Source organism: Desulfobacterales bacterium (genome assembly GCA_034003325.1).
In the GTDB taxonomy this organism is placed as follows: domain Bacteria; phylum Desulfobacterota; class Desulfobacteria; order Desulfobacterales; family JAFDDL01; genus JAVEYW01.
Window position 1 is genome coordinate 67760 of record JAVEYW010000008.1, and the last position, 26757, is coordinate 94516.

Here is a 26757-nt window from a genome sequence, read left to right on the forward strand (position 1 = left end):
GCTCACTCATGATATTTTCCCTTCCATCAGACCGCGCACCTCTTCCATCAGATTATCAATGGAAAAGCCGGGATCGTCATAGGACGGGGTGAGATGCGCCAGCAACTCCACCGAAATGGTGTTGGTGCAGCAAGTATTGAACCGGAATTGGCCGGGTTTGAACAACCGGTCCGTATGGCGAATGAAAAGGACGCTCACGGGCGCCCGGCATAACCGGGCGATTTTAAACGCGCCCGGATGAAAAGGACCGATGGCGCCGGTGCGGCTACGGGTGCCTTCCGGAAAGACGAAAAGATTGGCGCCCCGGGCCAGATCCCCGGCCAGCGTATCCATGCGCTGAATCATCAGTCCGGCCAGGCGGCCTTCGGTTGTGGACGGCAGATACCCGGAAAGCGTAAGCATCCATCCGAAAATGGGGAGATGAAACAGCCGGCTTTTGACAATGGTCGTATGGTGGGGATACAGCGCGATCAGCAGCAGCGGATCAATATAGGAGACATGGTTGCACACGATCACCGAGGATCGAATGGCGCCCACGGCGTTATCGATGCGCCAGGTGTGACGGGGAATCAGCAGTCGGCAGAGCAGGAAAAACCCCCGGTAAAAATAATGGGTCAAGCGTTGAAACGCTTGGCGGCGCCGAGTCGCAACAATCGCCGCGACCAGATAAAAGGGCAGAAACAGCACCAGAAAGCCCACAGTAAAGTAGGCCCACAGAAGCAGGGTCACCGTCACATCAATGCCGGCAAAAAACCATCCGGGCCGATGGGTCGACTGAACCGACATCTGCCCGGCCGGGCTCCCCATTTCAGCCATCCGTCTTTTGAATGAACAGGCAGGTGTTCACGCCGCCAAAGGCAAAATTCTGAATGGCGGCGATTCGGACCGGCGTCTGCACCATCTCGCGCACGTGCCGAATCATGGCGCACCGCGGGTCGACCTCGTCCAGGTTCAGGGTGGGCGCGACAAAACCCTCGTACATCATATATAAGGTGAGGATGGTCTCAATCACGCCGCAGGACGCCATGGTGTGCCCCATATAGCTTTTCAGGCCTACTACCCGAGGCGTTGGTTGCCCATAGGCTTTGGCGATGGCCTGCGCTTCGATCACATCGCCCATCTTGGTGGCCGTGGCGTGAGCGCTGACCAGATCGACCTGGTCGGTGTTCAAACGGGCGCTTTCAAGGCCCAGGCGAATGGTCTGAGTGATGCCATCCAAATTGGGCAGAATCAAATCCCCGCCGTTATTATTACAGGCAAACCCAACCACCTCCCCGAAAATCGGTACGCCGCGCTTTTTCGCGGCTTCGTATTCTTCAAGCAGCACGGCGCCGGCGCCTTCCCCGACCACGAGACCATCGCGCCGAACGTCGAACGGCCGCGGCGTCAGGTGCGGCGTATCGTTGAAATCCACCGAGCAGGCCAGCAGGTTATCAAACACCGCCACCGTGGTGGTATCATATTCATCCGCGCCGCCGCAGAGCATGGCATCCTGCAAGCCGAACTTGACCGCTTCATAACCGAACCCCAGGGATTGGCTGCTGGTCGTGCAGGCCGTGGACGAGGAAATCACTCGCCCTGTGATGCCGAACATCTTGGTGATGTTGACCGCGGTGGTATGCACCATCGATTTCAGGTAATCCACGGCACCGATGCTGGAAAGCCCGGCCTCCGTTTGACCGAAAAAGGTCCGGTAAACCTGCCGTTGCACGGAAGGGCTGCCGTGCGTGGACCCAAACGCCACGCCCAGGCGGCCCGACGTGATAAACTCCCGGCTCAAGCCGGACTGCGCCAACGTTTCCTTGGCCACCTGGCAGGCATAATAGGATACCGGCCCCATGGTCTTGCGGTCTCCGCGCTTGAAATCATATTCAATCGGATAATCCACGGTGCCGAAAACGCCGGAATGAATGTGCTGGGTAATCAGGCCGTCGCTGCGCAACGGTTTAACCCCTGAAACGCCCTTGGTCAGGGCGTCTACAATAGCCACCCGGCCGTGCCCAATGGGAGTAATGGCGGAACATGCCGTAATAACAACTCTTCTATTCATAAATACCGGAATGTTGCATTAATTGTTCGCAGCCGGCACGGTGCCGAAAGACCGCGCTATTGCCAGGTCCATCACATAATCCACAATCTGGTTGATGGTGCCGATGCCCATGGCCCGCTTTTTTTCTTCGCGGGTCAACTCGGAACCCAGCAGAATCTCGATTTCACGCAATAACTCGATGGCGTCAATGCTGTCGAACTCATAGGCCTCACGCAAATTTTCATTCAGGTCGGGTTGCTCGATCTCGAATTGCCGGGAAAACACCGTCAGCATTCGGGTCACTATTTCATCACGCGTCATATCGATTGGTCGTCCTTCATCGAAGTTATTTCACCGGCAGCGGTTGTACTATAAAAACCGTCTGAATTCAAAACCTAATGGCGCTTCGGTCCCAGAAACGGCTCAAAATGATACCACTCGAACGGTGTGCGGCGGAGTTGGTGTTCCATTAGATTCGCGTATGCTTGGATAGACCGGTCAATCGCCGAGCGACGGTCCTTGCGGGACTGCGCAGGAACATAAACCGGAGGGGACACGCTGAAATGATAGGTGCGCCGGCCCGTTTTGGATGCGAAAAAAATAAAAAGCGGCGCGCCCGAAACCAAAGCCAACACATGGGGTGCCTCCGGCAGCCGAACCTCGCGGCCCAGAAACCGCACCGGTATCGCCCGCTGATCGCGCCGCCAGATTCTATCTCCGGCCATGGAAACAAAGCCGCCCGATTGGAGAAACGAAACCGCTTCCACCAGGGCAAAGGGAGAATCGCCTTCCCGGTCCACGGCCAGGACATGAATCCCGCCGGCTTTTAAATCGCGCTTTTGCAGATGCTCGATCTCGTCTCCTGCACGTTGGCCCATATAAAGCATCAGCCGCAACTCCGGCAGGCTTTGCTGTAAGAGGTGCGCCGCCACCTCCCAATTGCCCATATGGGTCATGAGCAGAATCCCCCCTTCGTTTTTCCGCATGGCTTGCAGCAAATGATCCCGCCCCTCGAAGCTGTAATCAATGCGCACGCCGTCCTGCAGCAAGTACCGGTCCAGAAACACAGAGGTGAAATTTTGAAATTGTTTCCAGGTGCACCTCAAATGCCGGCGCAGGCTTTGGTCCGGAAACAGCGCGCGGTAAAACCGGACACCCACAGCGACCCGCCGCGGGAACAAGAGAAAATACCCGGCCGCAATACCGCGCGATATCCCCACGAACACCCATGTGCCGAAGACCTTTGAGGCAAGCGTCAGCAGATGATAAAAGAGTTTACGCATGGATGAGATGGCCCGCCGTCATTGCGGCATCCCGTGCATCACCCGTTGCGTGATCAGGCGCGTGAACATTCCGGTATTGCGAAGAAAATCGAAAAATGGGTGAAAATGGGAAATCCGCTCCCGGCCGGGCGGGTAGATCACACCGATGGGTGCCTCGATTACCGGTATTCCGTGCCACCCAGCTTTGACCAGCACCTCGATTTCGAATTGATAACGCCTGGCCGTAACGCCGAGGTCCAGCACTTCCGGTAATGGATAAATGCGAAATCCGCTTTGAGAATCGGTTGTCAGGGGCCCCCCTGCCATTTTGATCCAGAAATTTGAAAATTCACGGCCGAACCGGCTGGTCCAGGGCGCGCCAGCCGCCAGCATGGCCTTTCGGCATCCGACCACAATCGGTCGGGTTTCAGGGGGTACGTCACGCAAGGCCTGAATCAAAACATGCGCCTCTTCAGGGTCATGCTGACCGTCGGCATCCAGGGTAATCGCCCAATCGGCGCCCTGCGCAACCGCCGCCCGCATGCCGGTCAGCAAGGCCGCGCCTTTCCCCCGGTTAACCCCATGGCGCAACACGCAAACGGGGGGCGCATCCTGAACGGCATGAGACCCACCGTCGGTGGAGCCGTCGTCCACTACGATCACTGCAAACCCCGATTTCATGCATTTTCGAACCACGGCCGCAAGGGTGCGCCCGTGATTATAGACCGGTATCACGACGATAAACCGCTCGGGCAGAGTCACTCGCCTTCCTCCCCGAGCACATGCACCCGCACCGAGTTCCAGATTCCGGAAGATCGAATCAACTTTCTCATTTTCATAAGATTCCCTCATCATACGGCGGACGTTGGAATTGCCGGCAAATATGCCATAGCCCAGGTACCCGGCCCCATGTGAGCACCGGAGGTCAGAGACAGCGGTCGTACCATAATTTCCGCAGCCGGCAGCAGGGTTTGAATTTGAGCGGCAGCCGCATTTTCCACCCAAAAGCGGTTGTCCGAATATTGCAACAGGACCAGGGGCGCGCTCTTTGAATTAAAGCGCTGCCGCAACCGCGTCAGGGCAAATGCCAGTTGGTCCTTCCGATGCCGGACCACGGCCACCTTAACCGCCCCTTCCCGGGTGGGTGAAATGACCGGTTTAAGGCTCAGCAGATCTCCGCAAAATCCACGCGTTTTTGAAATCCTGCCGCCTGCGGCCAAAAACTTGAGCTGGTCCAGAAAGACCAATTCACAACTCTCTTCCACCGCCGCATGGGCGAAATCAATGACCCGGCGGGCATCGGCACCGCCCCGGGCCAACCGTGCCACAGCCTGCGCGATGATGCCCAAACGGCCGGAAGCTGCACCCGTGTCGATAACCGTAAAGCCATCCGCGCGCTCGTGCCGGGCCTGCCAGGTGAGCGCGGCCTGACAATTGCCGGTAAAGGCCGATCCCACACACAAGTAAAGCACGGAATCAAACCGGCGGACGGCGCTCAGGTAAGATTGCTCCCGCTCAAAAATCGAGGCCTGAGCCGTGGATACCTGTTGGCCCTGCGCCATGGCCGCATACAGTTCGTCAGGATCAAAAAGCGTTTCCGGAAAGGCCCGATCCCCCATGACAAGATAGCTGTTCAGCAGGGTGATGCCCAGCGCGGCGGCATCCGCCTGAGTGATGGAGCCGGCGGCGTCGGTTATGATATGAACAGGCGCGGAAGGGCTGAACTGTTGAATTTCAGGCACCGCTGCATCCATCGACTCTTCAGACCAGGCCAGCACTCGGCCGAGCACGTCCGCACGCTTGCGCAGCCGGGCGGTGTCTTCGGTATGCAAATGAAGTTTAAGACGGCCGGCGGATTCATTCAGCACCATGCTGTGTCCGCAACTTGAAAAGCGATGGCGGGCTTCGTCGACACTTATGTCGGCTTCAATCAGCGTATTGACGCAATACCCGTTGCCAAGTTCGATGCGCCCCGGCCATTCAGCGGCGATTTTAAGCTTGCCCGGAAAAATATCCGTTACCGGCCGCAACGCTTCGGAACGCCCCGAAAGGCGGGCAAAAAATGCCTCCAGGCAGATAAAAACACCCAGGGCACCAGCATCGATCACACCGGCCCGTTTGACCGCGGGCAGGATATCCGCCGTGTCGGCCACCGCCTTTTCCATACAGTGAATAACCGAGGCGGCATTTTCAGCGGTCGCTTCCCAACCGTTGTCCGGCGGAACCATACCGGCCAGCGCATCGAACACCGACAGCATGGTGCCGGGTTGCGGATCACTGATGGCCTGTTTTGCTTTTTGCCGCCCCCGATGAATGGCCGCACCCAGCCCGCCCGTGATTTCGGCTTTCAGCAATTCGGCAAAAAAGGGGGCGGCGATATTTCCGCTGTTTCCGATTGCCGCCCGCATCAGACCCCGGACCGATACTTCCGCATCTTCGAACGGCCAACGTAACGGCGAAAGGCTGATCTTCAGGTTTCTCCCCGTATCCGCATCCGCCACGGGAAACACATTGATCTGATCCAGCAGCCCTGACCAGGCCGCCAGGCGTTCGTACCCAAAGCAAAGAGGACTATGGCGTTCCATCGTATTTTCTTTAACCATCGATTGGTCATCTGCATTTTTTGACGGAGTGGATGTCCGGCCGCCAGCAACTAGCAAAAACCCAATGCACAGCGAATGTCATCGGGAATTTCAAATTCCAATTCCATCTCCGGATACCGGACCGCCACATGCTCGCTGGTGCCCCGGGCGCAGAGCGACCCGTCCCGCAGCAGACGAATTTCAAACTGCATCACGATCTTGTATTCGGCCTCGGTCACGGTCGCACGACACATAAACTCATCAAAAGGCCGCAACGGCGCTATGTGCTTGATGGAGGAGCGGGTCAACGGAAAAACAAACTTTTTATTGATCATGTAATCATACAAATCAATCCCGGCCGCGGCAAAAAGCCCGAACCGGGCCACATCAAAATATTTAAAATAATTGCCGTGCCAAACCACCCGCATGGGGTCCAGGTCGTGAAAGGCAACTTTCAAATTCACTTCGTAACTGTAACTCATATTCAAGCACAACCAAATTATTCTCTAAAAAAATTCTAACCATCCAGTCGCCATTCGTACACCGACCGACCATCGAAAGGCAAGGTTGACGGGGTCATAAAAACATTCCCTCAATGGTTTTCCGATCGAATTTCCCGGTACCGGTGGTGGGAATTTTATCAATAATTTTGAAACGACGCGGGCAGGCATAAGCTTCTAACGCCTTCCGAGACGCCCAGGTCAACTCTTCCACACTCAAGTTTCCCTCGACCACGGCGACAATTTGGTTCTCGCGCGCCTTGCCAACGGGCAGCGCAATAACCACGGCCTCCTCGATGCGCGGATCCTGTCTCAAGGTTTGCCGGACCGCTTCCATATCGACCCGCTTGCCGCCGACCTTAACGACACCGTCGGCGCGGCCCAAGAGCATAAACCGGTTCTGCGCCGTGGCAACCGCCCGGTCACTCAATTGGAAATAGCCGTCGGAGGCTTCGATCAGGCCCGGTGAAAGATAGTCGGATCGAATCCGCATGGATTCCCCTTCTATTTGAAGATCGACGGATTCAAAAGGCGCAAAATCGACCTGCCCAGCGGCCCGAATGCGCGAGGCCACGCCGCCGGTTTCGGTGGAACCGTAAATTTCAACAATGTCAACGCCGGTCTGAGTGCTGAAGGCTTCCCCATCTTGGGCCGCAAGCAGACCCGCGGACGAAAAGGCCCGTCGCAGGGCAAGGGCCTTAAGCGGGTATCCGTTTAACGCACGGTAATGCGCCGGTACGCTAATTAAAAGGGTGGCTGCGCTTTCACGCAGCGCCGTTTCGATTTCCGCCGGAAAAGACGGCGTGCATGCAAACACGGATGCCGAGGCGGCCACCGGCAGCAAAATGGAATACAGCAGACCGTAAATATGATGGGGATTGACCGTCGCCACCAGGCGATCACCGGCAGTTACCTGGTGCGTATCCTGCAAATAGAACGACTCGGCCAAAAGGTTGCGAACGGTTTTGGGCCACAGGCGCGGAGCGCCGGTGGTACCCCCCGTAAATAAATACATCCACGTTCTTTCGGGATTCACCGGCATGGATTCCGGCACCGGGGACCAGCGCCTTTCCGCGATACTCGGCACAATCCCCCGAACACCGGGCGGCAGGTCTCTTGGGCTGTCAATAATCGCGTGGCGAAAACCGGTCGATTGCCGCAACGCCTCAAGAACCTGAAGATCAAAGGCATAAGGCAGCACAAGCGTGAGACCGCCCGCCAGCGCAGCCAGCACGGCGGCTGCCGTTACGCCTCGATGGTCGGTGCATAAGCAAACTACCTGTTCCACTGCGTTGTCGGCGCCGAAATATGCCCGAATATCGGCCGCCATGGCATAAACTTGCCGGTAAGTGGTCGTTGAGAGGAGAAACTGTTTTTCAGGAAAAACGGGGCCGACCATCATCTGCGCAAGACGTCGTCTGAAATCCGCTTCCTTCATCTCAATGGATCGGAATCTTTCAGGCACCAACTTAAAAACCCCTTGATACTATTGGTTAAAAAAAACACTTCCCGTTCCCGCTCTGCTTCCGGCAATTGATCATAACCCACCAGCTCCGGATCTTCTGAAAGCAGCCGGTCAAGGCAACGCGTTACCAGATTCTCCGTGGGGCCACATTTGGCTTCCAATTCGATCACTCTTTCCCAAAAAAGAAGCTGCGCCCGGTGACGAACCAGGTATTGCGCCGCATCGGGTTGAAGACCGAAATGGCCATAGCAGATGGTATCGGGGTTCAGGGCGATCAAGGCATTCAAGCTGGACAGGGCTTTATCAAGAAAGAACGTCGCGGGGGTGGCGGGCCGCATCCAGGATCGCCCGTCCGGCAGCTGAATACAGACGCCGCCAGCTTCACCGGCAAATAAATAATCGGGGGTTAGATAACTCACATGATGCGGCGAATGCCCGAGGGTCTCCAATGGCGTGATGGCAGGGGACTTAAACCGGTCTGCCGCCATGAGCAGCGGCGCAGGGACAGCGGTGAGGGGGCCATAAGCTTTTGCCGTTTCGCCAAGCGTGGTCAGGGAGCCGGCCCAAAGACGCTCCGGCGCCATCAAATGCGCGAGACCGTTTGCATGGACAACGATCGGGGTATCGGGAAAATGAAGAGACAACGCCCCGACGCCGCCCGCATGATCCAAATGAATATGCGTCAGAAGGATATAATCGAGATGCGTAATCCCTATTTTTTGAAGCGCCTGCCGTAATAAAGGAACAGTTGCGGCCGGTCCGACATCCACGAGAACCGTAGAGGGCCCCTTATAAGCCCACGCCCCAATAAACCGCGAAAACCCCGCCAAGGGCGGGGTCAATTCAATAAGATACAGGTTGTCGGCATATGAATGAATAGGCGCTTTCAAATCAAAGTATCCGGCCTTGCGTGACAAATTCCGGGGTAAATATCAATCCATCTGCATCTCTTGCTCGAGTTTCTCGATCTCGGATGCCACCTGTTGCCTTTGCGTTTCGCTAAGATCCCCATTTTGCAATTGCTTTTTTAATCCGATCAACCGCATCTCCTGGCGGTAATCGTTACATGTGTACTTAGGCATGCCATTACTCCGATCCGGCGGGTTTCATCATGAGTATCCCCCGGGATAATAAAATTAGTAGCGTCCAATCTTCTTCATCGTTTCCCTGAAAACACGGTAAAACGCTTTTTTTTCCTTTAAAGCGCGAGTCAAAATTTTACCAAACTCGCCGATATTGTCGATATTAAGAATCAAATCAACACTATTATTAAAGGCCATCATCTGATCCATGGTTTGAAACCGCCGGCTTAACAGCGTCACAAAAATATTCCGGCGTACCGACATCAACTGACGTTCCAAATAGATCAGGACCCCGTTGGCGCCGGGGTCGTTCGTGCCGAACAATTCATTGACAACCACCACATCATACTCATGATACCGCATATTCCGCAACGCACTGCGGGCATCCGCGGCTTCCGTCATTCGATACCCCATTTCAGCGAGGGCAGCCTTGATTTGACTTTTGATAGACGGGTCCGATTCACAAATCAGCGCGGTTTCGACCCCCTCCTCCATATAGCCAAACGGGCTTTCCTCCGTATTTGAAATATCCGAATCCATCACGGCCGTTGCATCGCTTGAAGGGGCAGGCGGACCGGTCACCGTTATTCGGCTTTCGCATTTGGTGCATTTAAGCGTCACGGTTTTCCCTGAAGGAATTTTATCGTCCGGAATAGTGAATTTGCTCTGGCAGTTGTCGCAAACAACATTCATTTTATTCAAAAGCTCCATGTTCCCGGTGCATTACCGGTTCCGGTCTTATTTGCGGACGGATTTCTGGTATTCCCGGTCAATTTCAAGAGAGTTGATATCCGTGGTGGCTTCTCCTCGGGAGCTTTTGACCGAATCAATGCTCCGGCTCATGACGGCCTTTCTGGAAGCATAGGCCATAGCCGTCTCCTGCGAAACCAACCCCTTCTCATAAAGATCCGCAATGTATTCATCAAAGGTGATCATGCCAAAGGGGCGTCCCGCCTGCATCATTTCGTAAAAGGTCTTGCCCTCGGATTCACCATGGAGTATCGATTCTTTTACCCGCAGGTTGGTGCCGAGTATCTCAAAGGCCGCGATTCGTCCACCGCCCACCTTGGGCAACAGCCGCTGCCCGACAATCCAACGCAAGGTGTCCGCCAGCCGTATACGGACTTGATTCTCCTCTTCCGTGTTAAACATACCCAGAATGCGGTTTATGGTTTGCCCTGCATCCACCGTATGCAGTGTGGTCAACACGAGGTGGCCGGTTTCCGCGGCGCTCAGTCCGATCTCAACCGTCTCCCGATCCCGCATTTCGCCGACCAGAATCACCTTGGGGGCCTGACGAAGGGCGGCACGCAATCCGCTGGCAAAGGCGCTAAAATCCGCCCCCAGTTCCCGCTGATTGAACGTCGATTTCTTGTGCGGGTGCTGATATTCAATGGGATCTTCCAAGGTGACCACATGAACGGATTTGGTTTCATTTACCTGGTCCAGAATGGCCGCCAGAGAGGTTGATTTTCCGGACCCGGTGGCACCGGTGACAAAGACAATGCCATTTCGTTCCTGCGCGATTTTATAAAAAATTTCCGGAAGCTCCAGCTCGCGAATCGTGGGAATCTTGGTCTCAAGTTTTCTTAAAACCGCTGAAATATAATTGGATTGTGAAAAGATATTGACCCGGAAACGCGCCTTTCCGGCCAGATGGTAGGAAAGATCACAAGAGCCTTCCGTCAACAGCTTTTCCGTCAGGCGATGATCCTGATTGATCAGATTCAGGGCAAAAATCTCCGTTTGAAAGGGCGTCAGGTTGCCGAAATGTGGCTCCATTTCCACGGGAATCAATTCTCCGGCGCTTTCCACTTGCAACGGCTTTCCAACCGTCCAATTCAAATCCGACACGTTACGGTGCGCATCCAGCATTCGTGTCAATATATGGTCGATTTCCTGTTTTTTCATCCTATCAAGCCCCTACCCGTCGATACGGTCCTCTCAAAATGAAGGCACTCCCGGTTACGCCTCGGTAAAATCCGCAGGCGGCGCTTTAATGAAGGGCCGGAATCTGGATTTGTCATTGGCCTTCATATAGGCCTCATCCGGGCTGATCCATCCCTTCTGATATAATTCCATAATCGCATCGTCGAGAAGCAACATGCCGTATTTCTTTCCAGTCTGAATCATGGAAGGAATCTGGTGTGTTTTGGACTCCCGAATCAGGTTGCGAACGGCCGGGCTGGCAATCATAATCTCAAGTGCGGCACACCGGCCCGGTTTATCGATCCGCTTAAAAAGCACCTGGGCCACTACTGCCCGAATGCCGTCCGCGAGCGTCGAGCGAATCTGCGCCTGCTCATTGGCCGGAAACACTTCCACCACACGGTCTATGGTTTTGGCGGCACTGGAAGTATGAAGTGTGCCAAATACCAGGTGCCCGGTAGAAGCGGCTTCAATGGCCAGAGAGATGGTCTCCCTGTCCCGCATTTCACCGACCAGAATAATGTCCGGATCTTCACGCAAGGCGCCGCGAAGGGCTGCGCTGAACGTTTTGGTATGAAGCCCGACTTCACGGTGATTAACGATGCAGCCCTGGCTCTGATGAACAAACTCGATAGGATCCTCAACGGTAATGATGTGATCCTTGCGCGTACGATTGGCCACATCGATAATGGCAGCCAGCGTCGTTGATTTACCAGAGCCGGTAGGCCCCGTAACCAGCACCAGGCCCCTGGGCAACCCGGATAATTTCGGAATGACCGGCGGCAACCCGAGTTGCTCGGCGGTCATAATCTGGCTCGGAATCTCCCTGAATACCGCAGCGACACCATTTTTTTGCATGAAAAAATTGGCGCGATAACGAGCCATGCCGGGAATTTCATAACCGAAATCAACATCTCCTGTTTCTTCAAAAACCTTTATTTTCTCCTCGGAAGCGATCTCATAGAGCATCGAACGAAGCTCATCGTTATCGAGGGTTTTGTATTTGATCCGTTCAATGTCGCCTCGAAGCCGCAGCGCCGGCGGTTGCCCTGAAGCCAAGTGAAGGTCGGATGCGCCCTGATCGTGCATTAGTTTGAAAAAGGCATCTAATTTTGCCATTCATTATCCTCTGAATTTTCAACCGGATCCTATTTCGTCAGCAGCTTGATCTTGCTGTCTTCTTCATCCAAAGACCTGAGTTCTTCCTTACCGAGATCGAGCAGCTTGGAATGGGTTTCAAGAACCGAACGAATCTGAACCTCTATCTGAACCCGTTGACGCTTGAGTTCGGCCATATCCTCATGAAGCTGCGCCAACCGGTTATGAGCACGGTTTAGAATTTTCTCAGCCCTGACTTCCGCATCCGCAACGATGAGTTCGGCCTCCTTTTGAGCATTTTCCTTCATCTGTTCAATGGTTTGCTGTGAAACCAGCATGGCCCGTTTAAACGACTCTTCGCGTTCCTTATGCCCCTTTAACTCCGAAGCCATCCGTTGAATTTCGTCACGAAGCCGAGTGGATTCCGTTTGCATCGACTCAATCGTGTCAGCGATTTGTTCTAAAAAAGCATCGACTTCCCTGATGTCAAACCCTCTGAATTTAATTCGAAACTGGCGCTGCTGAATGTCAAGGGGAGAGATTCCGGTCATGCACACCTGCCTTTCTGGTAGTTACAACAACATTTCCGACAGTGAAAAGAGGCTTTTTACCAAAAATTCCCTTAAAAACACAATAGCCAAAAAAACAATAATGGGCGAAAGATCGATACCGCCGAATGTCACCGGAATCGAGCGGCGAATGCGATAGAGCACCGGCTCGGTAACGCTGTTGATAAACCGAACAATCGGGTTATAAGGATCCGGATTAACCCAGGACAACACAGCGCGCGCAAAAACGATGACCAAAAAAAACAGCAGCACATAGTCAATCACTTTCGCTGCCGCCATAAAAAAATAACCAATAATAAACATAAGGGAACACTCGCTATTCTGCCCCCGGTCAATCGGCGGGCGCCTATCAAAACAATACTACACCATAAAGATGACCGCCAAAGGAATTCGGCGCATTGGCCACCCAGACCGCCTTTTCCGGCACTCAGTCAAATTATTCCAAGAAAATTAAATACATCCTAAAAAATATGTCAAGTATTTTCAAGCAAAATGATTGACATGCCCCCAATCCTTTGCGTAAGAGGAGAAAGAACTTTCATCCCAAAGGGTTGAAAAGTATTGTAAGCGCACTATGTTAACCCAATACAACGCCTATTGAACGGTTGCAGACGGCCTTCGGTGTATGATTTTGAAAGGACAACACAAATGGAACAAAAGATCGGATTTGTCGGCGCCGGGAACATGGCGGAAGCAATCATTGGCGCGGTGATCCGCGCTAAATTGGTCACGCCTGAAAACATCTTCGCGAGCGACGTTCGAGTGGAACGACTCGATGATCTGAAAAAGACTTACGGAATCACAACATCTCTGAATAACAGGTCTATGTTATCCGGTTGCGACATTATTTTTTTAGCCGTTAAACCCCAACAAATCAACGAGGTATTGTCCGATATCGCGATAAATCCATCCGAAGATAAGCCCAGACGAAAGTTAATCATCTCCATTGCAGCGGGGATCAGATTAGAAAAAATAGAGACCGCTTTGTACGCTTCCCTTTCACCGGAAGCGCGATCGAACCTTCCGATTATTCGCGTCATGCCCAATACGCCGGCATTAGTGCTAAGGGGCATGTCCGGAATGAGTCCCAATATCAGCTGCACCCTGGAAGATATTGAAAACGCGCGCCTCATTTTGGCCTCAATGGGCAAGGTTATACAATTTCAGGAAAAAGACTTGGATGCCGTTACAGCGTTGTCCGGCTCGGGGCCGGCCTATGTATTTTACCTTGCGGAATTAATGATCGCTGCCGGCATTCAACTCGGGTTGACCGCTAGCGATTCAAAAGCGCTAACCATTACCACCATGGAGGGGGCGGTCGCATTATTAACTCAAGGGAATGCTTCCCCCGAAACCCTTCGGGCAAAAGTAACCTCTCCTGGAGGCACAACAGCGGCGGCCATCAGTCATATGGAGGCCAACGGGGTTTCGTCGCATATTGTGAATGCCATTGTCGCAGCAGCCGAACGCTCAAGAGAACTTAGCCGATAAACGGCGAGCCAGACGGTTTAAATGATTTTGTTTCTTTCTGTTTGATTCCTTTCAAACGAAAGGATATGATTTAAAAACTTTAGGCAAGGCCGGTTCAGGAAACACATATGTTCACAGATCCCGTCTCATATTGGGCCGCCTTCATTGCGGGGCTACTCTCTTTTTTTTCACCCTGCATATTACCACTGATACCGGCCTACTTCACCTTTATCTCCGGATTTTCCCTGGAAGAACTAACCACGCTGAAGGGAAAAGATGTCCGGAAAAAGGTGATTTCTTCAACCGTGTCCTATGTGCTGGGCTTTTCGCTTATATTTATTCTGATGGGGGCCTCGGCCTCATATCTGGGCAATCTGCTGTTTAAATATATCGATTATATCCGCGTCGGCGGCGGCATTCTGATCATCATCCTCGGTATCCACCTGACCGGTATTTTCCGGTTCCGAGCCCTTGATTTTGAAAAACGGGTCCATCTGGATAAAAAGCCGCTCCACTTTTTCGGCACCTTTTTGGTCGGCATGGCGTTCGCCGCCGGATGGAGCCCCTGTATCGGCCCATTGCTCGGCTCAATTCTGATTATCGCCAGCAGCAAGGAGACAGTGCTTCAGGGGATTCTTCTTTTATCTCTTTATTCAGCGGGATTGGCAATTCCCTTTCTGGTGCTTTCCATGTTTGCAAACCTTTTATTATTTTTTATTAAAAAGGCGGTCAAGGCGATTAAATATTTAAATCCTGCAGCCGGTATTCTTCTGATTCTTATCGGAATGATGCTCGTACTGAATAAATTGAATTTTTTTGTGGGCCAGATGTAAGGAGTCTTTTCTATGGCAAAAAAAATGTTGGTGATCATTGGCTTTGTTTTGGTTTCATGTTTGGTTTGCGCCGCAAACGTTACAGCCGCAAAACAAATCAAGTGGCACCCTTATGATGAAGGTCTGGCCTTGAGTCAAAAGGAAGGGAAAAAAATTTTTCTGCATTTCTATGCGGACTGGTGTCATTTTTGCAAAGAAATGAAAAAAAGAACCTTCGCCAACAATGATATCATTGATTATCTGAATGAAAATTTCATATCCATCCTCATAGACACCGATAAGGAAGGAAAACTGACCGCAACCTACTTTGTCCGGGGTCTTCCGGCAACCTTTTTTCTGAAACCGGACGGCACGAAGATCAATGTGCCCATTGAAGAAAATAAATCCATGAGCAATATCCCCGGATTTATTTCCGATGATATGTTCTTGAAACTGATTCGATTCATTCACGATGACAGCTATAACAGTATGAACTTTAAGCACTACATTGAAAAAAGCGCGTCCGGGGAAGGCACGTCAAAACCCCAATAAGTCAACCTGGCTCCCGGCGGTGCACCAAGCGAACGGCAGTTGAGAGAAAGACGGTTCCGCTCAGGAATATCAACAGCGAGGGAACCCAGAGAACACCTTGGTATTGGTCCGTTTCGCCGGCTGCGGATATGCCAACGCAGCCGAATAAAAATATGCAAAGCATGAATATAAGTTGCATGGCACACAAAAATTTTGAATCATACCATGGCGGAATGATTTTCCTGAAAAAAGGTTGAGGATTGAAACTCATGTGTACTTGCTCTCCGCGCCCGTCTTAGCTCTTTATTGATGGATTCGATATATTTCTGCCGCAATTTGACTGAAAGATCAAGTCTTGAAAAAAAAAGATCCGCAGGTACCGCATAGCGGGGCATTTTTTGTACTCCTGATCGTCTGCTTATTCCTGATGGCGGCCTTCTGGGGATGCGCGGAACGTCCCAAGCGAATGCAACTCATCTTAAAGGATCGCACCATGTCATTTGCGCCGGGAAGCATTATTGCGACCAACACCGGCAGGCAAATTCCCTTCGAAACGATGATGGCGGATCTATCCACCGTAACAGTGATCTACATCGGAGAATCCCATACCAACGCCGAACATCATGAAATTCAACTAAAAATTCTTACCTCGCTTCACAATCGATTTCCGGGCCTGGCCGTTGGAATGGAAATGTTCGACCGCACCTATCAGCCGCAACTGGATGTATGGTCCGACGGAAAGATGGATGAGAATCAATTTCTTAAAAAGGTTCATTGGTATGCCAATTGGCGTTACCATTACGCACTGTATCGACCAATCCTCCAATTCGTAAAAGCAAATCATCTGCCTTTAATTGGTCTGAACCTACCGTTTCATATTCCGCCCAAGATCAGCATCGGTGGCATCGCATCGTTATCGGATGAGGAAAAGCGACACCTGCCCGGTGCCATAGACTTTACAGACGTCGAGCACCGCGGCTATCTTCAAAAAATCTATTCGCACCACAGAATTCCCGGACGTGATGATTTTGAAGCGTTTTACGAAGCCCAGTGCGCTTGGGAGGATACCATGGCCGAAACCATCGCCCGCCATTCTCCCACCGGCAAAATGGCGGTACTGGTCGGCAACGGCCACATCTTTCGAAAATTCGGAATACCCAATCGCGCGTTCAACCGCTTTCCAGCGGATTACCGCACGGTGTACCCGGCTGAAGCGGGCGGAGATATCGAGCCTACCGCCGCCGATTATATTTGGGTCACCGCCCCGGCGAACACTCTGCGCATACCTCACCAAAAGCGTATCGAGGCCGATACCGAATGACGGCCGATTCGGCACCTCCGGCTGTTACCTCCCGGAATATCGACGTTTTTTGTTATGGCGCACAAGCCCCATATATTGATTTTTTTTGTTGACACATACCCATATATTGGATAAGTACGTTTCCAGGTGCCGATGTCGGTTGATTTTTTCGGCCACGCTATTTCCTACCCCGTGCCCATGCGGAACCGGTAGAAATCAGACACAATGCGGATAAGCCCGCAAGCTGAAAACTGCTTTTTTCGAATTGGCACTTCCTGTTTTTCAGCGTATTTTTTGTTCGCGTCATGACCCGGTTTAGTTGAAATGATTAACCCCTAACTTTTTGGAATCGCAGAGGTGCCACCAGTGATTGAAGAGATAAAAAAACGAGACGGACGGGTTGTAGAGTTTAATTCATCCAAAATCACCGAAGCCATCACCAAGGCAGGGCAGGCCACCGCGGAGTTTACCGACCGGGAGGCAAAAAAGCTGACGCTCAGGGTCCTGACACTGGCCCATGAACTGAGGCTCGGCCCTATTCCGGAAGTAGAAGAAATTCAGGATATTGTGGAGCGGGTTCTTCTCGATTCCCCTTATTACAAAACCGCAAAGGCCTATATCATCTACCGGGAACAGCATGCCCAGATTCGGAATATCGCCACCAAGGTCAATGTGGACCTGGTCGAACATTATATTAAAAAGATGGATTGGAAAATAAAAGAAAACAGCAATATGTGTTATTCTCTGCAGGGGCTGAACAACTACATTTCATCCGATGTCACCTCCGAATACTGGCTGAGTAAAATTTATCCGCCCAGAATCAGGGAAGTCCACAAGAGTGGGGACATTCATATTCATGATCTCAGTTTATTGTCGGTCTACTGCGTCGGCTGGGATTTAAAGGATTTGCTGCGGCAGGGCTTTAAAGGCGTTGAAGGAAAAGTGGAAAGCGCTCCGCCAAAGCATTTAAGATCCGCACTCGGGCAAATCGTCAACTTTTTCTACACCCTTCAGGGGGAAGCGGCCGGTGCTCAAGCACTCTCCAATTTCGACACCCTGCTGGCACCCTTTGTGCGCTTTGACAACCTTGAATACAGTGAGGTCAAGCAAGCGTTGCAGGAATTTGTGTTCAACATCAATATCCCCACCCGTGTTGGATTTCAAACCCCTTTCACCAATATCACCATGGATCTGTTTGTATCCCCCTTGCTGAAAAATCAACCCGTGATTCACGGCGGCGTCGAAAATCAGCAATACACTTACGGAGAGTTTCAACCGGAAATGGACATGATCAACAAGGCCTTCGCCGAGGTCATGATGGAAGGGGACGCAAAAGGACGCGTGTTCACGTTCCCCATTCCCACCTACAATATTACGGCCGATTTCGACTGGGACAACCCGAATTTTGATCTAGTCTGGCAAATGGCTGGGAAATATGGCATTCCTTATTTTTCAAACTTCGTTAATTCGGACATGTCGCCTGAAGATGCGCGCTCCATGTGCTGCCGGCTTCGGCTGGATAACCGGGAGCTTCTCAAGCGCGGCGGCGGCCTGTTCGGCGCCAACCCCCTGACCGGCTCCATCGGCGTGGTCACCATCAACTTGCCGAGAATCGGTTATGAATCCGCCACCAGGGAAGAATTTTATACCTCATTAACAGAAAAAGTGAATTTAGCGGTTGAAAGCCTTGCCATTAAGCGAAAGGTACTTGAAAAATTCACCGAAAACAACCTCTATCCCTATTCCAAACATTATTTGAGCGAAATTAAAAATGGCAGCGGCCTGTATTGGAAAAATCATTTTTCAACCGTCGGCATTCTGGGAATGAACGAAGCCTGTTTAAATTTTATGGGTGAAGACATCGCCAGCGACAACGGCAGAGAGTTCGCCCTGGAGGTGATGGATTTTCTGAGAAATTTGTTGGCTGCGGTTCAGGAAAGCACCGGAGACATTTTCAACCTGGAAGCCACGCCGGCAGAAGGCACATCCTACCGATTGTGCATGCTGGACAAAAAAAGATATTCAAACATCATCTGCTCGAACGAAGAGCAGTATCAAAACGGCGCGGCACCATATTACACCAATTCCACCCATTTGCCGGTGAATTATACTCAGGATATCTTCAAAACCCTCATGCTTCAGGATGATCTTCAAACCAAATACACCGGCGGCACGGTGCTTCACATCTTTTTGGGCGAGCAGGTCACGGATACCGATACCATCAAGGCGCTCATCAGAAAAACAGCCGGAAATTTCAAACTTCCCTACTTCACCCTGTCTCCCACGTTCAGCATTTGCCCCACGCATGGGTACCTGAAAGGCGAGCAGGAAACCTGCCATATCTGCAACCAGGAAACCGAAGTATATTCTCGCGTCGTGGGGTACCTGCGGCCGGTCAAACAATGGAATGACGGCAAACAGGCGGAATTTCGAATGAGAAAAACATTTTGTGTGCCCGATAAAAACGCCACGGTGCCGGACAAACTATACCCTGAGCCTACCACGCCCGGCCTCTGCGTGCCGGCCGTCGGATGTGCCCGATAGGGCAACGGAACCATTCAGAAAAATGATTTTCGGCGGTATTCAAAAAAATTCCATGATTGATTACCCGGGAAAGCTCGCCTGCGTTCTTTTTACAACCGGGTGTAATTTTCATTGTCCGTATTGCCATAATCCGAGCCTGGTATTGAACCAAACCGACCCGGCCGATACCTTCAGCCTGAATGACGTCATTGAATTGCTGACGGAACGGCAGGGCTTTCTCGACGGCGTGGTGATTACGGGCGGCGAGCCGACACTGCGCGAAGAACTTCCATCTGCTTGCGAACAAATAAAGCAGCTCGGGTATCCGCTTAAACTTGACACCAACGGCAGCCGGCCCGAAGTAATTCGGGCGCTGCTTTCGGCAAATGCGATAGACTATATTGCCATGGACATCAAAAGCGCTCCGGAGAACTATGTGCCTCTTATTTGTTCAAACATGGATGAATCCGTCATTCGCGCCAGCATTCAACTCATCCTGAATTCCGGCATCGCGCATGAATTTCGAACCACCTGTATTCATCCGCTGGTGAGTCACTCGATCATCAGGGAAATTGCCGATTTGATCAATGGGGCCAATCTGTACGTGCTGCAGCAATTTCACATGACCGACGTGCTGAATCCCACCTTTTGCCGGGAAGTAACTCGCCGATTTGACATGCAAACACTTGATTCGTTTCGGTCTGAAGCAGCGCCGAAGGTTAAAAAATGCATCATCCGGTAGTTGGAATAATGGAAGGCGGCGCTACGTTAAATGCCGGTCGGGCCGTTGGTGGAAAAATATCGGCGGATCTACGCCTTTATGGAACGCATCTCCATATTTTGTGCGCGAACCGGTATTTTGGGCATTTTTATCGTGAAAGTGCTGCCGATGCCCGGGGAAGAAGTCACTGAGATCAAACCGCCTTGTTGAGAAATAATCCGGCTCGACATGAACAATCCCAGACCGGTTCCCCGCTTTCCTTTGGTGGAGTGAACCGTTCGAAACAGGCTGTCCTGCGTCGTTTGATCCATTCCGACCCCATCATCCATTACTTCAAAGTAGATATGCTTTTTGTCTTGCCGAACCGCTACGGAAATATGATGTGTGGCTTTAGCGGTATCGATCTTACAGGCATCAATGGCGTTTTCGATAATATTGCTCAGCGCAGACCGAATAATGCCGATATCAAGATCCACATCCCCGAGGGAGGCATCGATATTCACGGAAAGACCGATGCCCGCATCCCGTATCTCCTTTTCAAGCGTGGCAAGGCTGTCCTTTACCAAGCTCGGCACATCGGTGCGCTCCCACTTCAGATTTCTTTCCTTGGCATAGTAGAGAATATCCATCATCATGCGGCGAATCCGGTCCACCATCATTCGGACCGTTTCCCAGCCTTCTTTGATTTTGGCCTCATTTTGCTTGGCAAACCCGGCACCCAATTGATACATACCGCCATCCAACCCGGTTAAAAGCCCCTTGATGGCATGCGAGACGGACCCAATCAGAAGCCCCAGGGAAGATAAGTGATCTTCAAGTTGTCGCACTTCCGTAATATTGGTCGACATCTCCATTACCTGGGTAACTTCCGCCTTTTCATCCCGTATGGGCGCCGTCCAAATCAGCACATTGTACTCGTCACCGGTTTTGGATCGAACCACCGTTTCATGGGAATGGGATAGACCGTCTTCAAATGTCCGGGCAACCGGACACTGGGGGCATGGCGAATCGCGATGTTTATAAATTTTATAGCAAAAGCCGCCGGCCACCTCGCCGAATTCTTCCTTAAAGCGCTTATTGGCGTCGGTAATTTGAAATTGCCGGTCCTGAACACTGATATAGCAAGGCACTTCATTAAACAGTTGCTCATAGCGCGCACGAGTAGTCATCAACTCGGCTTGAAGCCGATTCATTTCAGTAATATCCGCCGAAATTTCAAGAACCAGTTCCACTTCATGGTTCCGGTTGCGAATCGGTGCCGTATGAACCATGACGGGCACGACCCCGCCACCCGCCAATTGAATGGAACGCTTGACCCGCCTTCCCATGCCGGTTTGAAAGGTGTCTTCCACCGGACAAGGCCTGGTCTTGCTATCGCCTTGATATATCTCCCAGCTCTTATGACCGATTTTATCTCCGATACGCTCCCGGAAAAGCTGATTGGCCGCAACGATTTCAAAGTCACGACTATGAATGGAAACATAGCACGGCATATCATTAAAATAACGGATTCCGCCGTTAAGATCGCCGGCAATATCGCTGAAAGCCCGGACCAACCCCTCAATGGTCTGCCCCACGGCGACCTGGCGTTCCGCTTCAATTAACCGGGCGGACTTTTCAGCAACCAACCGCTCCAGGTTTTCCGTATAAGCCCGCAATTTTCCCCGCATTGTGATGCGGTCACGGGCCCGCTTAAGCGCAATCGACAAAATATCGTCCCGAATCGGCTTGGTCACAAAGTCGGTGGCCTCAAATTTGAGGCTTTTAATGGCCAACTCCATGTCGCCGTGGCCGGTAATCATGATGACTTCCGTATCCGGGTTTTCGTTCTTGATAATCTTCAAAAGTTCAATGCCGTCCATACCGGGCATTTTGATATCCGTCAGGACAATCGGGGGATAATGCTCGCGGAACTTAGCCAATGCCTCCTCACCGCTTTCAGCCGTCAAAACATGATAGCCGACATCGGCAAGGGATATTCCCAGCACTTTTCGAATGCCGGGCTCATCGTCCACCAACAGGAGGGTCTCGTTTATGGCTGGCGTATTCAAATATCCTTCCCATTCCATCAATATAAAATAGCGCTGAAATCAGGTTGGCGTAGGCCCGAGTTTTTATACCATACTGTTTGCGTATATGTTAAACGATTGTTAAAAACAAGCGCTAATACAGGCGGGATATTCATACGGTCCGGGCGAAAGGCTCCGGCGTTTTTCAAAAGCCCGATCATCCGCATTGAAAAACACCGGAAACCTGCGCCCATAACCTTAAGTATTATCTAAAAGCGGCAAAACGGTTCGGCCGACCGGCCTATCCGCCGATTGCCTTTCTCACAATGGCGATCAGCTTGTCCGGATCAAACGGTTTGGCCACATAGGCCACTGCCTTTTGAATGGCGTGACGACCGGCCATTCCACTGACCACAATAACCGGAATATCGCTTAGATTCTCGTCCTTGGTCATCTGCCGATAAAGTTGCGTCCCCCACCCCCCCGGCATTTCCAGATCCAGCGTCATCAGATCCGGTTTGGTTTTTTTCAAAACATCCATGGCCTCCTTGGACGAGCTGGCCGTCAGCGTTTCATACCCATTATCCTGAAGTAGACTCTCCAGATATTTTACCACCACCGGATCATCATCAATGACTAAAATTGTCTTTGCCATAAAAAAATCTCGCTTTCCGCCCGCATACCCTCACCTCTCAACATCGTTTCCCAACACGATGCCGCTCGGGAATATTTAACTGATCGGTTAAACCTACGGGCTCATGGAAACCCGGCCGCCGAAGCAGTGGAAAATCACGCACCGGCGCCGAGCGTCCTTTATTGATGGGTTATTATTTTTTTACGTGGCACTCGCTGCACATAACAGGGCCTTTCTTTTTCTCCACATGACAGCCCTTGCACTGGCGGTGATAAATATTGGCCAGATTCAACAACTCCCCGCTTGTCTCGTTGATATGGCAGGCGGAGCATTCCCTGTCCTCGGAAGATTCATCTTCCAGGAGTTCGGTGCCGTCATATACATGATGGCAGACATTACACTCTCCTATTTCAGCCTTTTCATTGTGATCATCGTGAAAAAAAACCGCTTTCGGCCGCATTCGCTCGCCGAACGCGCTGTCCTCCACGGCGGTGACGTCATCCTGAGAAAAGGCGCAAACACCGGAAAACAACACCACGACGGTCATCACCGTCAATTGTATCCACAAAAACCGTTTCATCATCGGATCTCTCCCTGCTATCCACAAACGGCAACGGCAAATCCTCTTTTTGTTTTGACACGCCTTGCCGATTGCGCATCGCCGTTTGTTTTTTTAAAATTAACTTAATAGACGCTTGTGATCAACCCCAGCCTTCAAGCACCCGGCTTTTCCATAACCTCGTAAATAATATCAATCAAAAATTTCAAATCCAAACCAATATGATTGTCATGAATGATGTCCTCCAGACCGCCATGACAATTATGACACGGCGCAATCAGGGTCTTGGCGCCCCGAATCTTCGCGGCAAACAATTGCTCGGACTTGACGCGGTTGCCTTCCACGCGTTTGTTCTTAAACGGAGGACCGCAATTGATCACCCCGCCGCCGGCATTGCAGCAATAATTATGCTCCCGGTTCGGGTGCATCTCGATCACCGTCTCGCAAACTTCGTTGGCCACATAGCGCAGCATCTCGTGAAGGCCCCGGCCCCGAACAATATTGCAGGGGTCATGGATAGTGACGGGCGGCTCATATTTCTTCGGCACCTTAATTTTCCCCGCTTTAAACAATTCATAATAAAACTCTATAGCATGCACCATTTGCACCGGCGGCATTTTCCACCCCAGTGCCCGGTTACCCATATCATAAACGGAACGAAAGGCATGCCCGCATTCGCCCATAACAATACGGCGCGCCTTCAATTTCATGGCAGCTTCAAAATGCTTTCGCTTCAGACGGGCCATCATGTCATTATCGCCGGTGTACATACACATATCGCTGTTGTCCCACCCGGGCGTGGACGGCATTGTCCAATCAATCCCCGCGACATTAAATAATACTGCTGCCTGGTAAATAAGCTGTGCCCGAAATTTCGGCTCGGGGCCAATCACCGAATACATGACATCGGCCCCTTGCTTGTCCATGGGAATCCGCAACCCGGCTATTTCATCCCGGGCATCCTCTTCCTGCCAAAACAGCGTGTCCACCCACTCATCATCTTTAACCCACATCTGATTCATGGTGGCGGAATGGCTTTGCGCCGTATCCTGAATATATTGCGGCGCCATCCCCAAAAAGTGGGCAATCCGCCGCACGAACAACATCATATAGGCGACATCCACACCGAGTGGGCAATACATGGCGCACCGGCGACACACATTACATTCCGTATAGGATATCTCCGTTGCCTTGCGCATAAAATCAACACTGACCTTGCCCTTTTTCTTGATCATCTCCCACAGGGTCTGCTTCACCTTGCCGGCCGGTGAAAATCTGGGGTCCCTATCGTGGGACAAATAATACTGACAAGCGTCGGAGCAAAGGCCGCAGTGGACACATGTCTCCACATAAACCTTCATCCGCGCACCGGCCTCAGTGTCCAACATCTTGTTTATCACTTTTTCAATTTTTTCAGGTGTCAAACGCCGAGCGCCCTCGTCGATGCCGACATCCGGGGTATGTTTGTATGGTTTCTCTGCTGTCACAGCCATTCCTATCTCCTTATTTGAAAAACGCAATCGCATGCCTGATGAAGCCTTTCGCCTCTGCGACACACATTTTTGTTTAAATTGCGCATTCGAAAAAAAGCATCATAGATGCTATTACTTCAAATGCCTACCAATCCCGCGCATGCCGCACAGCGCCAAACTCCGACCCGATATACCCCCGGGTAAACGGGAAAAAGAGCATATGGCTCAACCGTGTGAATGGAATCGCGGCTATCATGATTTGGCCGGACAGCATGTGCAAGATGGTCGCTACCGGCGCGCCGACCCACTGGTGGTACGCCCAAAATCCGGTAATAAAAGGTGCCGCAACCATCAGCAGCAGGACATAATCCGACGTGGTGGTTAAATAACGAACTTCCGCCAGTAAAATCCTACGAAATAAAAAGAAGATACACCCGGCAATCACCACCAGCGTCATCATATCAACCGTGGTATCCGAGATATAAAACCATCCGATATTCCATGACTCCTTGACGAGAATGATGTGGGCATAAAGAAAAATGGGTGCCAGCACAGCGCATAAATGAAAGGCGAAGGTGACAAACGTCATCATCGGTCTCTTGCGCATATTGACGGTGGCATAGGGAAGAATCCAATGAAAGATAGACCGAAACGCATACTTGAAACTCCAGTATTCATAAACGGCATAATCTTTTTTTTTGGCGAGTATCGCCATCGAAATCAACCGGTAAAGGCTGCCGCCGATAAAAATGATGAAGGCCGCCCATACCAGCGGACCACTGACAAAAGAATATATTTCATGCATAGTTGGCTTCTCCTGTTTACTGCTCGATTCTATTCGCTTATAGGGAAACGATCTGGCGAATGTATTTACGTCCAGAATCGGCTTTTATCGCCCGCACCATCAGCTTATCTCCTGCCGGGCTGAATACGGGGTTCCATGTTTCTGCCAAGTCACTGACCACCGGGCGGCCATTGACAACCACCATGTATTGACCATTCTTTTTCACCTTTGCGGCAACGGATGTTCCATCCGGACTAAACACCGGCTGCCACACCATATCGAATGTGGCCCCCCAGGACGTGCCATCCACCACAATGGTCCACATATTTTTGTCCTTCGCTGCACATGCCACCCGCTTTCCATCCGGGCTGAAAACCAATTCATCAACCAGATCCCCGAAAGTTACAGACCATGGCTTCTCGTCCACCGCCACAGTCCAACGGCCGTATTTCGGTGCCACAATGGCTGCGATGCGATTTCCGTCCGGGCTATATTGCTGATGCCACAATTGCGCAAAAGTCCGTGACCACAACAACTCGCCGTTTTGTGCCAACGTCCAGCCTTTAGGAGCCTTAACCGGAGCGATCACAGCGCCCGTTTTGGAAAACAACGGCTCCCATACGGCCGGCCAGCATTGCTGCCACGGCTTCCCATCGACAACAATGGTGCAATCATAAAGACTGGTTCGAACCGTGGCCGCTACATGCGCCCCATCGGCGCTGAAAACAGGATCATACACATTGACAAAATTTTTCTCCCACACCTCGCCGTTGACCGCCACGGAATAGCACCCTTTTTGCCATTCAAAAATATCGCCTTCACTCGTCGCCACCGTCTGAACGGCGGCAGCGGTGTTGTTGCCGTCCGCGCTCAGGGTGATATCCGTGACATGACCAAAATCCGTCTCCCATGGGACATCATCCCGAATCATTAAATATCGCGTTTCCCGCTGTGCCGCCACAGCAATATGCCGGCCATCCGCTGACACCAAGGGGTTCCATACAAAATCCGACATTTCTTCCCAGGCCGTTCCGTCCACGGCCACTGTCCAGGCCCCCGTATCCGACACCAGGCCAATTAGCCGACCATCCGGCCCGTACTGTAAATGCCATACTTTGTCGAATCCGTTTTCCCATGCATCACCGTTTTCACAGACACTGAATTCCGCATCTTCCGTCTGAACCACCGCGGCGATTTTTTCTCCGTCCCGACTGACCACCGGCTCCAATATCTCAGAATAGCGCTCCTCCCACTCACTGAGATTCGCCACCTCTCGAGTTCCGGCTTTCCAGTCCCACTGGTTTACTTGTTCCATTCTTGAGATCTCCTTAATTAAATTCCGCCTGTCCATTGACCGGCACGGCGTTGTGCCGGGTTGATAAGTTAACCTATCCATCTTTGCACCACGCATCATAAACGCGCATGG

27 protein-coding genes are annotated in these 26757 nt (G+C 51.8%); 6 read left to right on the forward strand and 21 right to left on the reverse strand.

Going from position 1 to position 26757, the window contains the following annotated elements:
- Positions 1-6: 6 nt before the first annotated feature.
- The 15 genes from RBT11_10290 to RBT11_10360 form a co-directional block, all read right to left on the reverse strand.
- Entirely contained in the window at positions 7-807 is an 801-nt protein-coding gene (locus tag RBT11_10290) for a lysophospholipid acyltransferase family protein (protein ID MDX9787157.1), read from the reverse strand.
- Between the two features lies 1 nt (position 808).
- Entirely contained in the window at positions 809-2050 is a 1242-nt protein-coding gene (locus RBT11_10295) for a beta-ketoacyl synthase N-terminal-like domain-containing protein (protein ID MDX9787158.1), read from the reverse strand.
- 18 nt (positions 2051-2068) lie between these two features.
- Entirely contained in the window at positions 2069-2350 is a 282-nt protein-coding gene (locus tag RBT11_10300; GenBank protein MDX9787159.1) for a phosphopantetheine-binding protein, read from the reverse strand.
- Between the two features lie 74 nt (positions 2351-2424).
- Positions 2425-3312, reverse strand: coding sequence for a lysophospholipid acyltransferase family protein (locus RBT11_10305; protein MDX9787160.1), 888 nt, complete (start codon positions 3310-3312; stop codon positions 2425-2427).
- 18 nt (positions 3313-3330) lie between these two features.
- Positions 3331-4053, reverse strand: coding sequence for a glycosyltransferase family 2 protein (locus RBT11_10310; GenBank protein ID MDX9787161.1), 723 nt, complete (start codon positions 4051-4053; stop codon positions 3331-3333).
- An 89-nt stretch (positions 4054-4142) separates the two neighbouring features.
- Positions 4143-5894, reverse strand: a complete 1752-nt coding sequence (locus RBT11_10315) for a DegV family protein (GenBank protein MDX9787162.1) — start codon at positions 5892-5894, stop codon at positions 4143-4145.
- Positions 5895-5944: 50 nt separating this feature from the next.
- A complete protein-coding gene (locus tag RBT11_10320; GenBank protein ID MDX9787163.1) occupies positions 5945-6355 on the reverse strand; it encodes a thioesterase family protein in 411 nt (136 codons plus the stop codon).
- A gap of 94 nt (positions 6356-6449) precedes the next feature.
- The gene (locus RBT11_10325; protein ID MDX9787164.1) at positions 6450-7838 is read right to left on the reverse strand and encodes a class I adenylate-forming enzyme family protein; all 1389 of its coding nucleotides are present in this window, start codon (positions 7836-7838) and stop codon (positions 6450-6452) included.
- Positions 7808-8728: an MBL fold metallo-hydrolase gene (locus tag RBT11_10330; protein MDX9787165.1), complete on the reverse strand. Its 921-nt coding sequence runs from the start codon at positions 8726-8728 to the stop codon at positions 7808-7810. Before RBT11_10330 ends, RBT11_10325 begins: the two co-directional genes overlap by 31 nt.
- A gap of 42 nt (positions 8729-8770) precedes the next feature.
- Positions 8771-8920 (reverse strand): hypothetical protein, encoded by a 150-nt coding sequence (locus tag RBT11_10335; GenBank protein ID MDX9787166.1) that lies wholly within the window; start codon positions 8918-8920, stop codon positions 8771-8773.
- Positions 8921-8974: 54 nt separating this feature from the next.
- Positions 8975-9613, reverse strand: coding sequence for a zinc-ribbon domain-containing protein (locus tag RBT11_10340; GenBank protein ID MDX9787167.1), 639 nt, complete (start codon positions 9611-9613; stop codon positions 8975-8977).
- A gap of 45 nt (positions 9614-9658) precedes the next feature.
- Entirely contained in the window at positions 9659-10831 is a 1173-nt protein-coding gene (locus RBT11_10345) for a PilT/PilU family type 4a pilus ATPase (protein ID MDX9787168.1), read from the reverse strand.
- 54 nt (positions 10832-10885) lie between these two features.
- Positions 10886-11968 carry a type IV pilus twitching motility protein PilT gene (locus tag RBT11_10350; GenBank protein ID MDX9787169.1) on the reverse strand — a complete coding sequence of 361 codons (1083 nt, stop codon included), beginning with the start codon at positions 11966-11968 and terminating at the stop codon, positions 10886-10888.
- A gap of 29 nt (positions 11969-11997) precedes the next feature.
- Positions 11998-12498, reverse strand: coding sequence for a DivIVA domain-containing protein (locus RBT11_10355; GenBank protein ID MDX9787170.1), 501 nt, complete (start codon positions 12496-12498; stop codon positions 11998-12000).
- Positions 12499-12519: 21 nt separating this feature from the next.
- Entirely contained in the window at positions 12520-12795 is a 276-nt protein-coding gene (locus RBT11_10360) for a YggT family protein (GenBank protein ID MDX9787171.1), read from the reverse strand.
- 369 nt (positions 12796-13164) lie between these two features.
- Here RBT11_10360 and proC point away from each other — a divergent pair, with 369 nt between their 5' ends.
- The 6 genes from proC to RBT11_10390 all read left to right on the forward strand — a co-directional run bounded on the left by proC (position 13165) and on the right by RBT11_10390 (position 19894).
- Complete coding sequence (gene proC, locus RBT11_10365) at positions 13165-14007, forward strand: pyrroline-5-carboxylate reductase (protein MDX9787172.1); 843 nt, start codon at positions 13165-13167, stop codon at positions 14005-14007.
- Positions 14008-14114: 107 nt separating this feature from the next.
- A complete protein-coding gene (locus RBT11_10370; protein MDX9787173.1) occupies positions 14115-14819 on the forward strand; it encodes a cytochrome c biogenesis protein CcdA in 705 nt (234 codons plus the stop codon).
- A 12-nt stretch (positions 14820-14831) separates the two neighbouring features.
- Positions 14832-15350 (forward strand): DUF255 domain-containing protein, encoded by a 519-nt coding sequence (locus tag RBT11_10375; protein ID MDX9787174.1) that lies wholly within the window; start codon positions 14832-14834, stop codon positions 15348-15350.
- 334 nt (positions 15351-15684) lie between these two features.
- Complete coding sequence (locus RBT11_10380) at positions 15685-16650, forward strand: ChaN family lipoprotein (GenBank protein MDX9787175.1); 966 nt, start codon at positions 15685-15687, stop codon at positions 16648-16650.
- Between the two features lie 345 nt (positions 16651-16995).
- On the forward strand, positions 16996-19173 hold the full coding sequence (locus RBT11_10385; protein ID MDX9787176.1) for a ribonucleoside triphosphate reductase: 2178 nt from the start codon (positions 16996-16998) through the stop codon (positions 19171-19173).
- Positions 19174-19195: 22 nt separating this feature from the next.
- Positions 19196-19894, forward strand: a complete 699-nt coding sequence (locus RBT11_10390) for an anaerobic ribonucleoside-triphosphate reductase activating protein (protein MDX9787177.1) — start codon at positions 19196-19198, stop codon at positions 19892-19894.
- Positions 19895-19962: 68 nt separating this feature from the next.
- Here the strand turns inward: RBT11_10390 and RBT11_10395 are convergent, their stop codons facing one another.
- From RBT11_10395 to RBT11_10420, 6 genes are all read right to left on the reverse strand, one after another.
- The gene (locus RBT11_10395) at positions 19963-21924 is read right to left on the reverse strand and encodes a response regulator (protein ID MDX9787178.1); all 1962 of its coding nucleotides are present in this window, start codon (positions 21922-21924) and stop codon (positions 19963-19965) included.
- Positions 21925-22183: 259 nt separating this feature from the next.
- Positions 22184-22537, reverse strand: coding sequence for a response regulator (locus tag RBT11_10400; GenBank protein MDX9787179.1), 354 nt, complete (start codon positions 22535-22537; stop codon positions 22184-22186).
- 172 nt (positions 22538-22709) lie between these two features.
- Positions 22710-23099: a cytochrome c3 family protein gene (locus tag RBT11_10405; GenBank protein MDX9787180.1), complete on the reverse strand. Its 390-nt coding sequence runs from the start codon at positions 23097-23099 to the stop codon at positions 22710-22712.
- Between the two features lie 131 nt (positions 23100-23230).
- The gene (locus RBT11_10410; protein MDX9787181.1) at positions 23231-24568 is read right to left on the reverse strand and encodes a (Fe-S)-binding protein; all 1338 of its coding nucleotides are present in this window, start codon (positions 24566-24568) and stop codon (positions 23231-23233) included.
- A 124-nt stretch (positions 24569-24692) separates the two neighbouring features.
- Complete coding sequence (locus tag RBT11_10415) at positions 24693-25352, reverse strand: nitrate reductase (GenBank protein MDX9787182.1); 660 nt, start codon at positions 25350-25352, stop codon at positions 24693-24695.
- Between the two features lie 37 nt (positions 25353-25389).
- On the reverse strand, positions 25390-26646 hold the full coding sequence (locus RBT11_10420; protein MDX9787183.1) for a WD40 repeat domain-containing protein: 1257 nt from the start codon (positions 26644-26646) through the stop codon (positions 25390-25392).
- Positions 26647-26757: the final 111 nt, after the last annotated feature.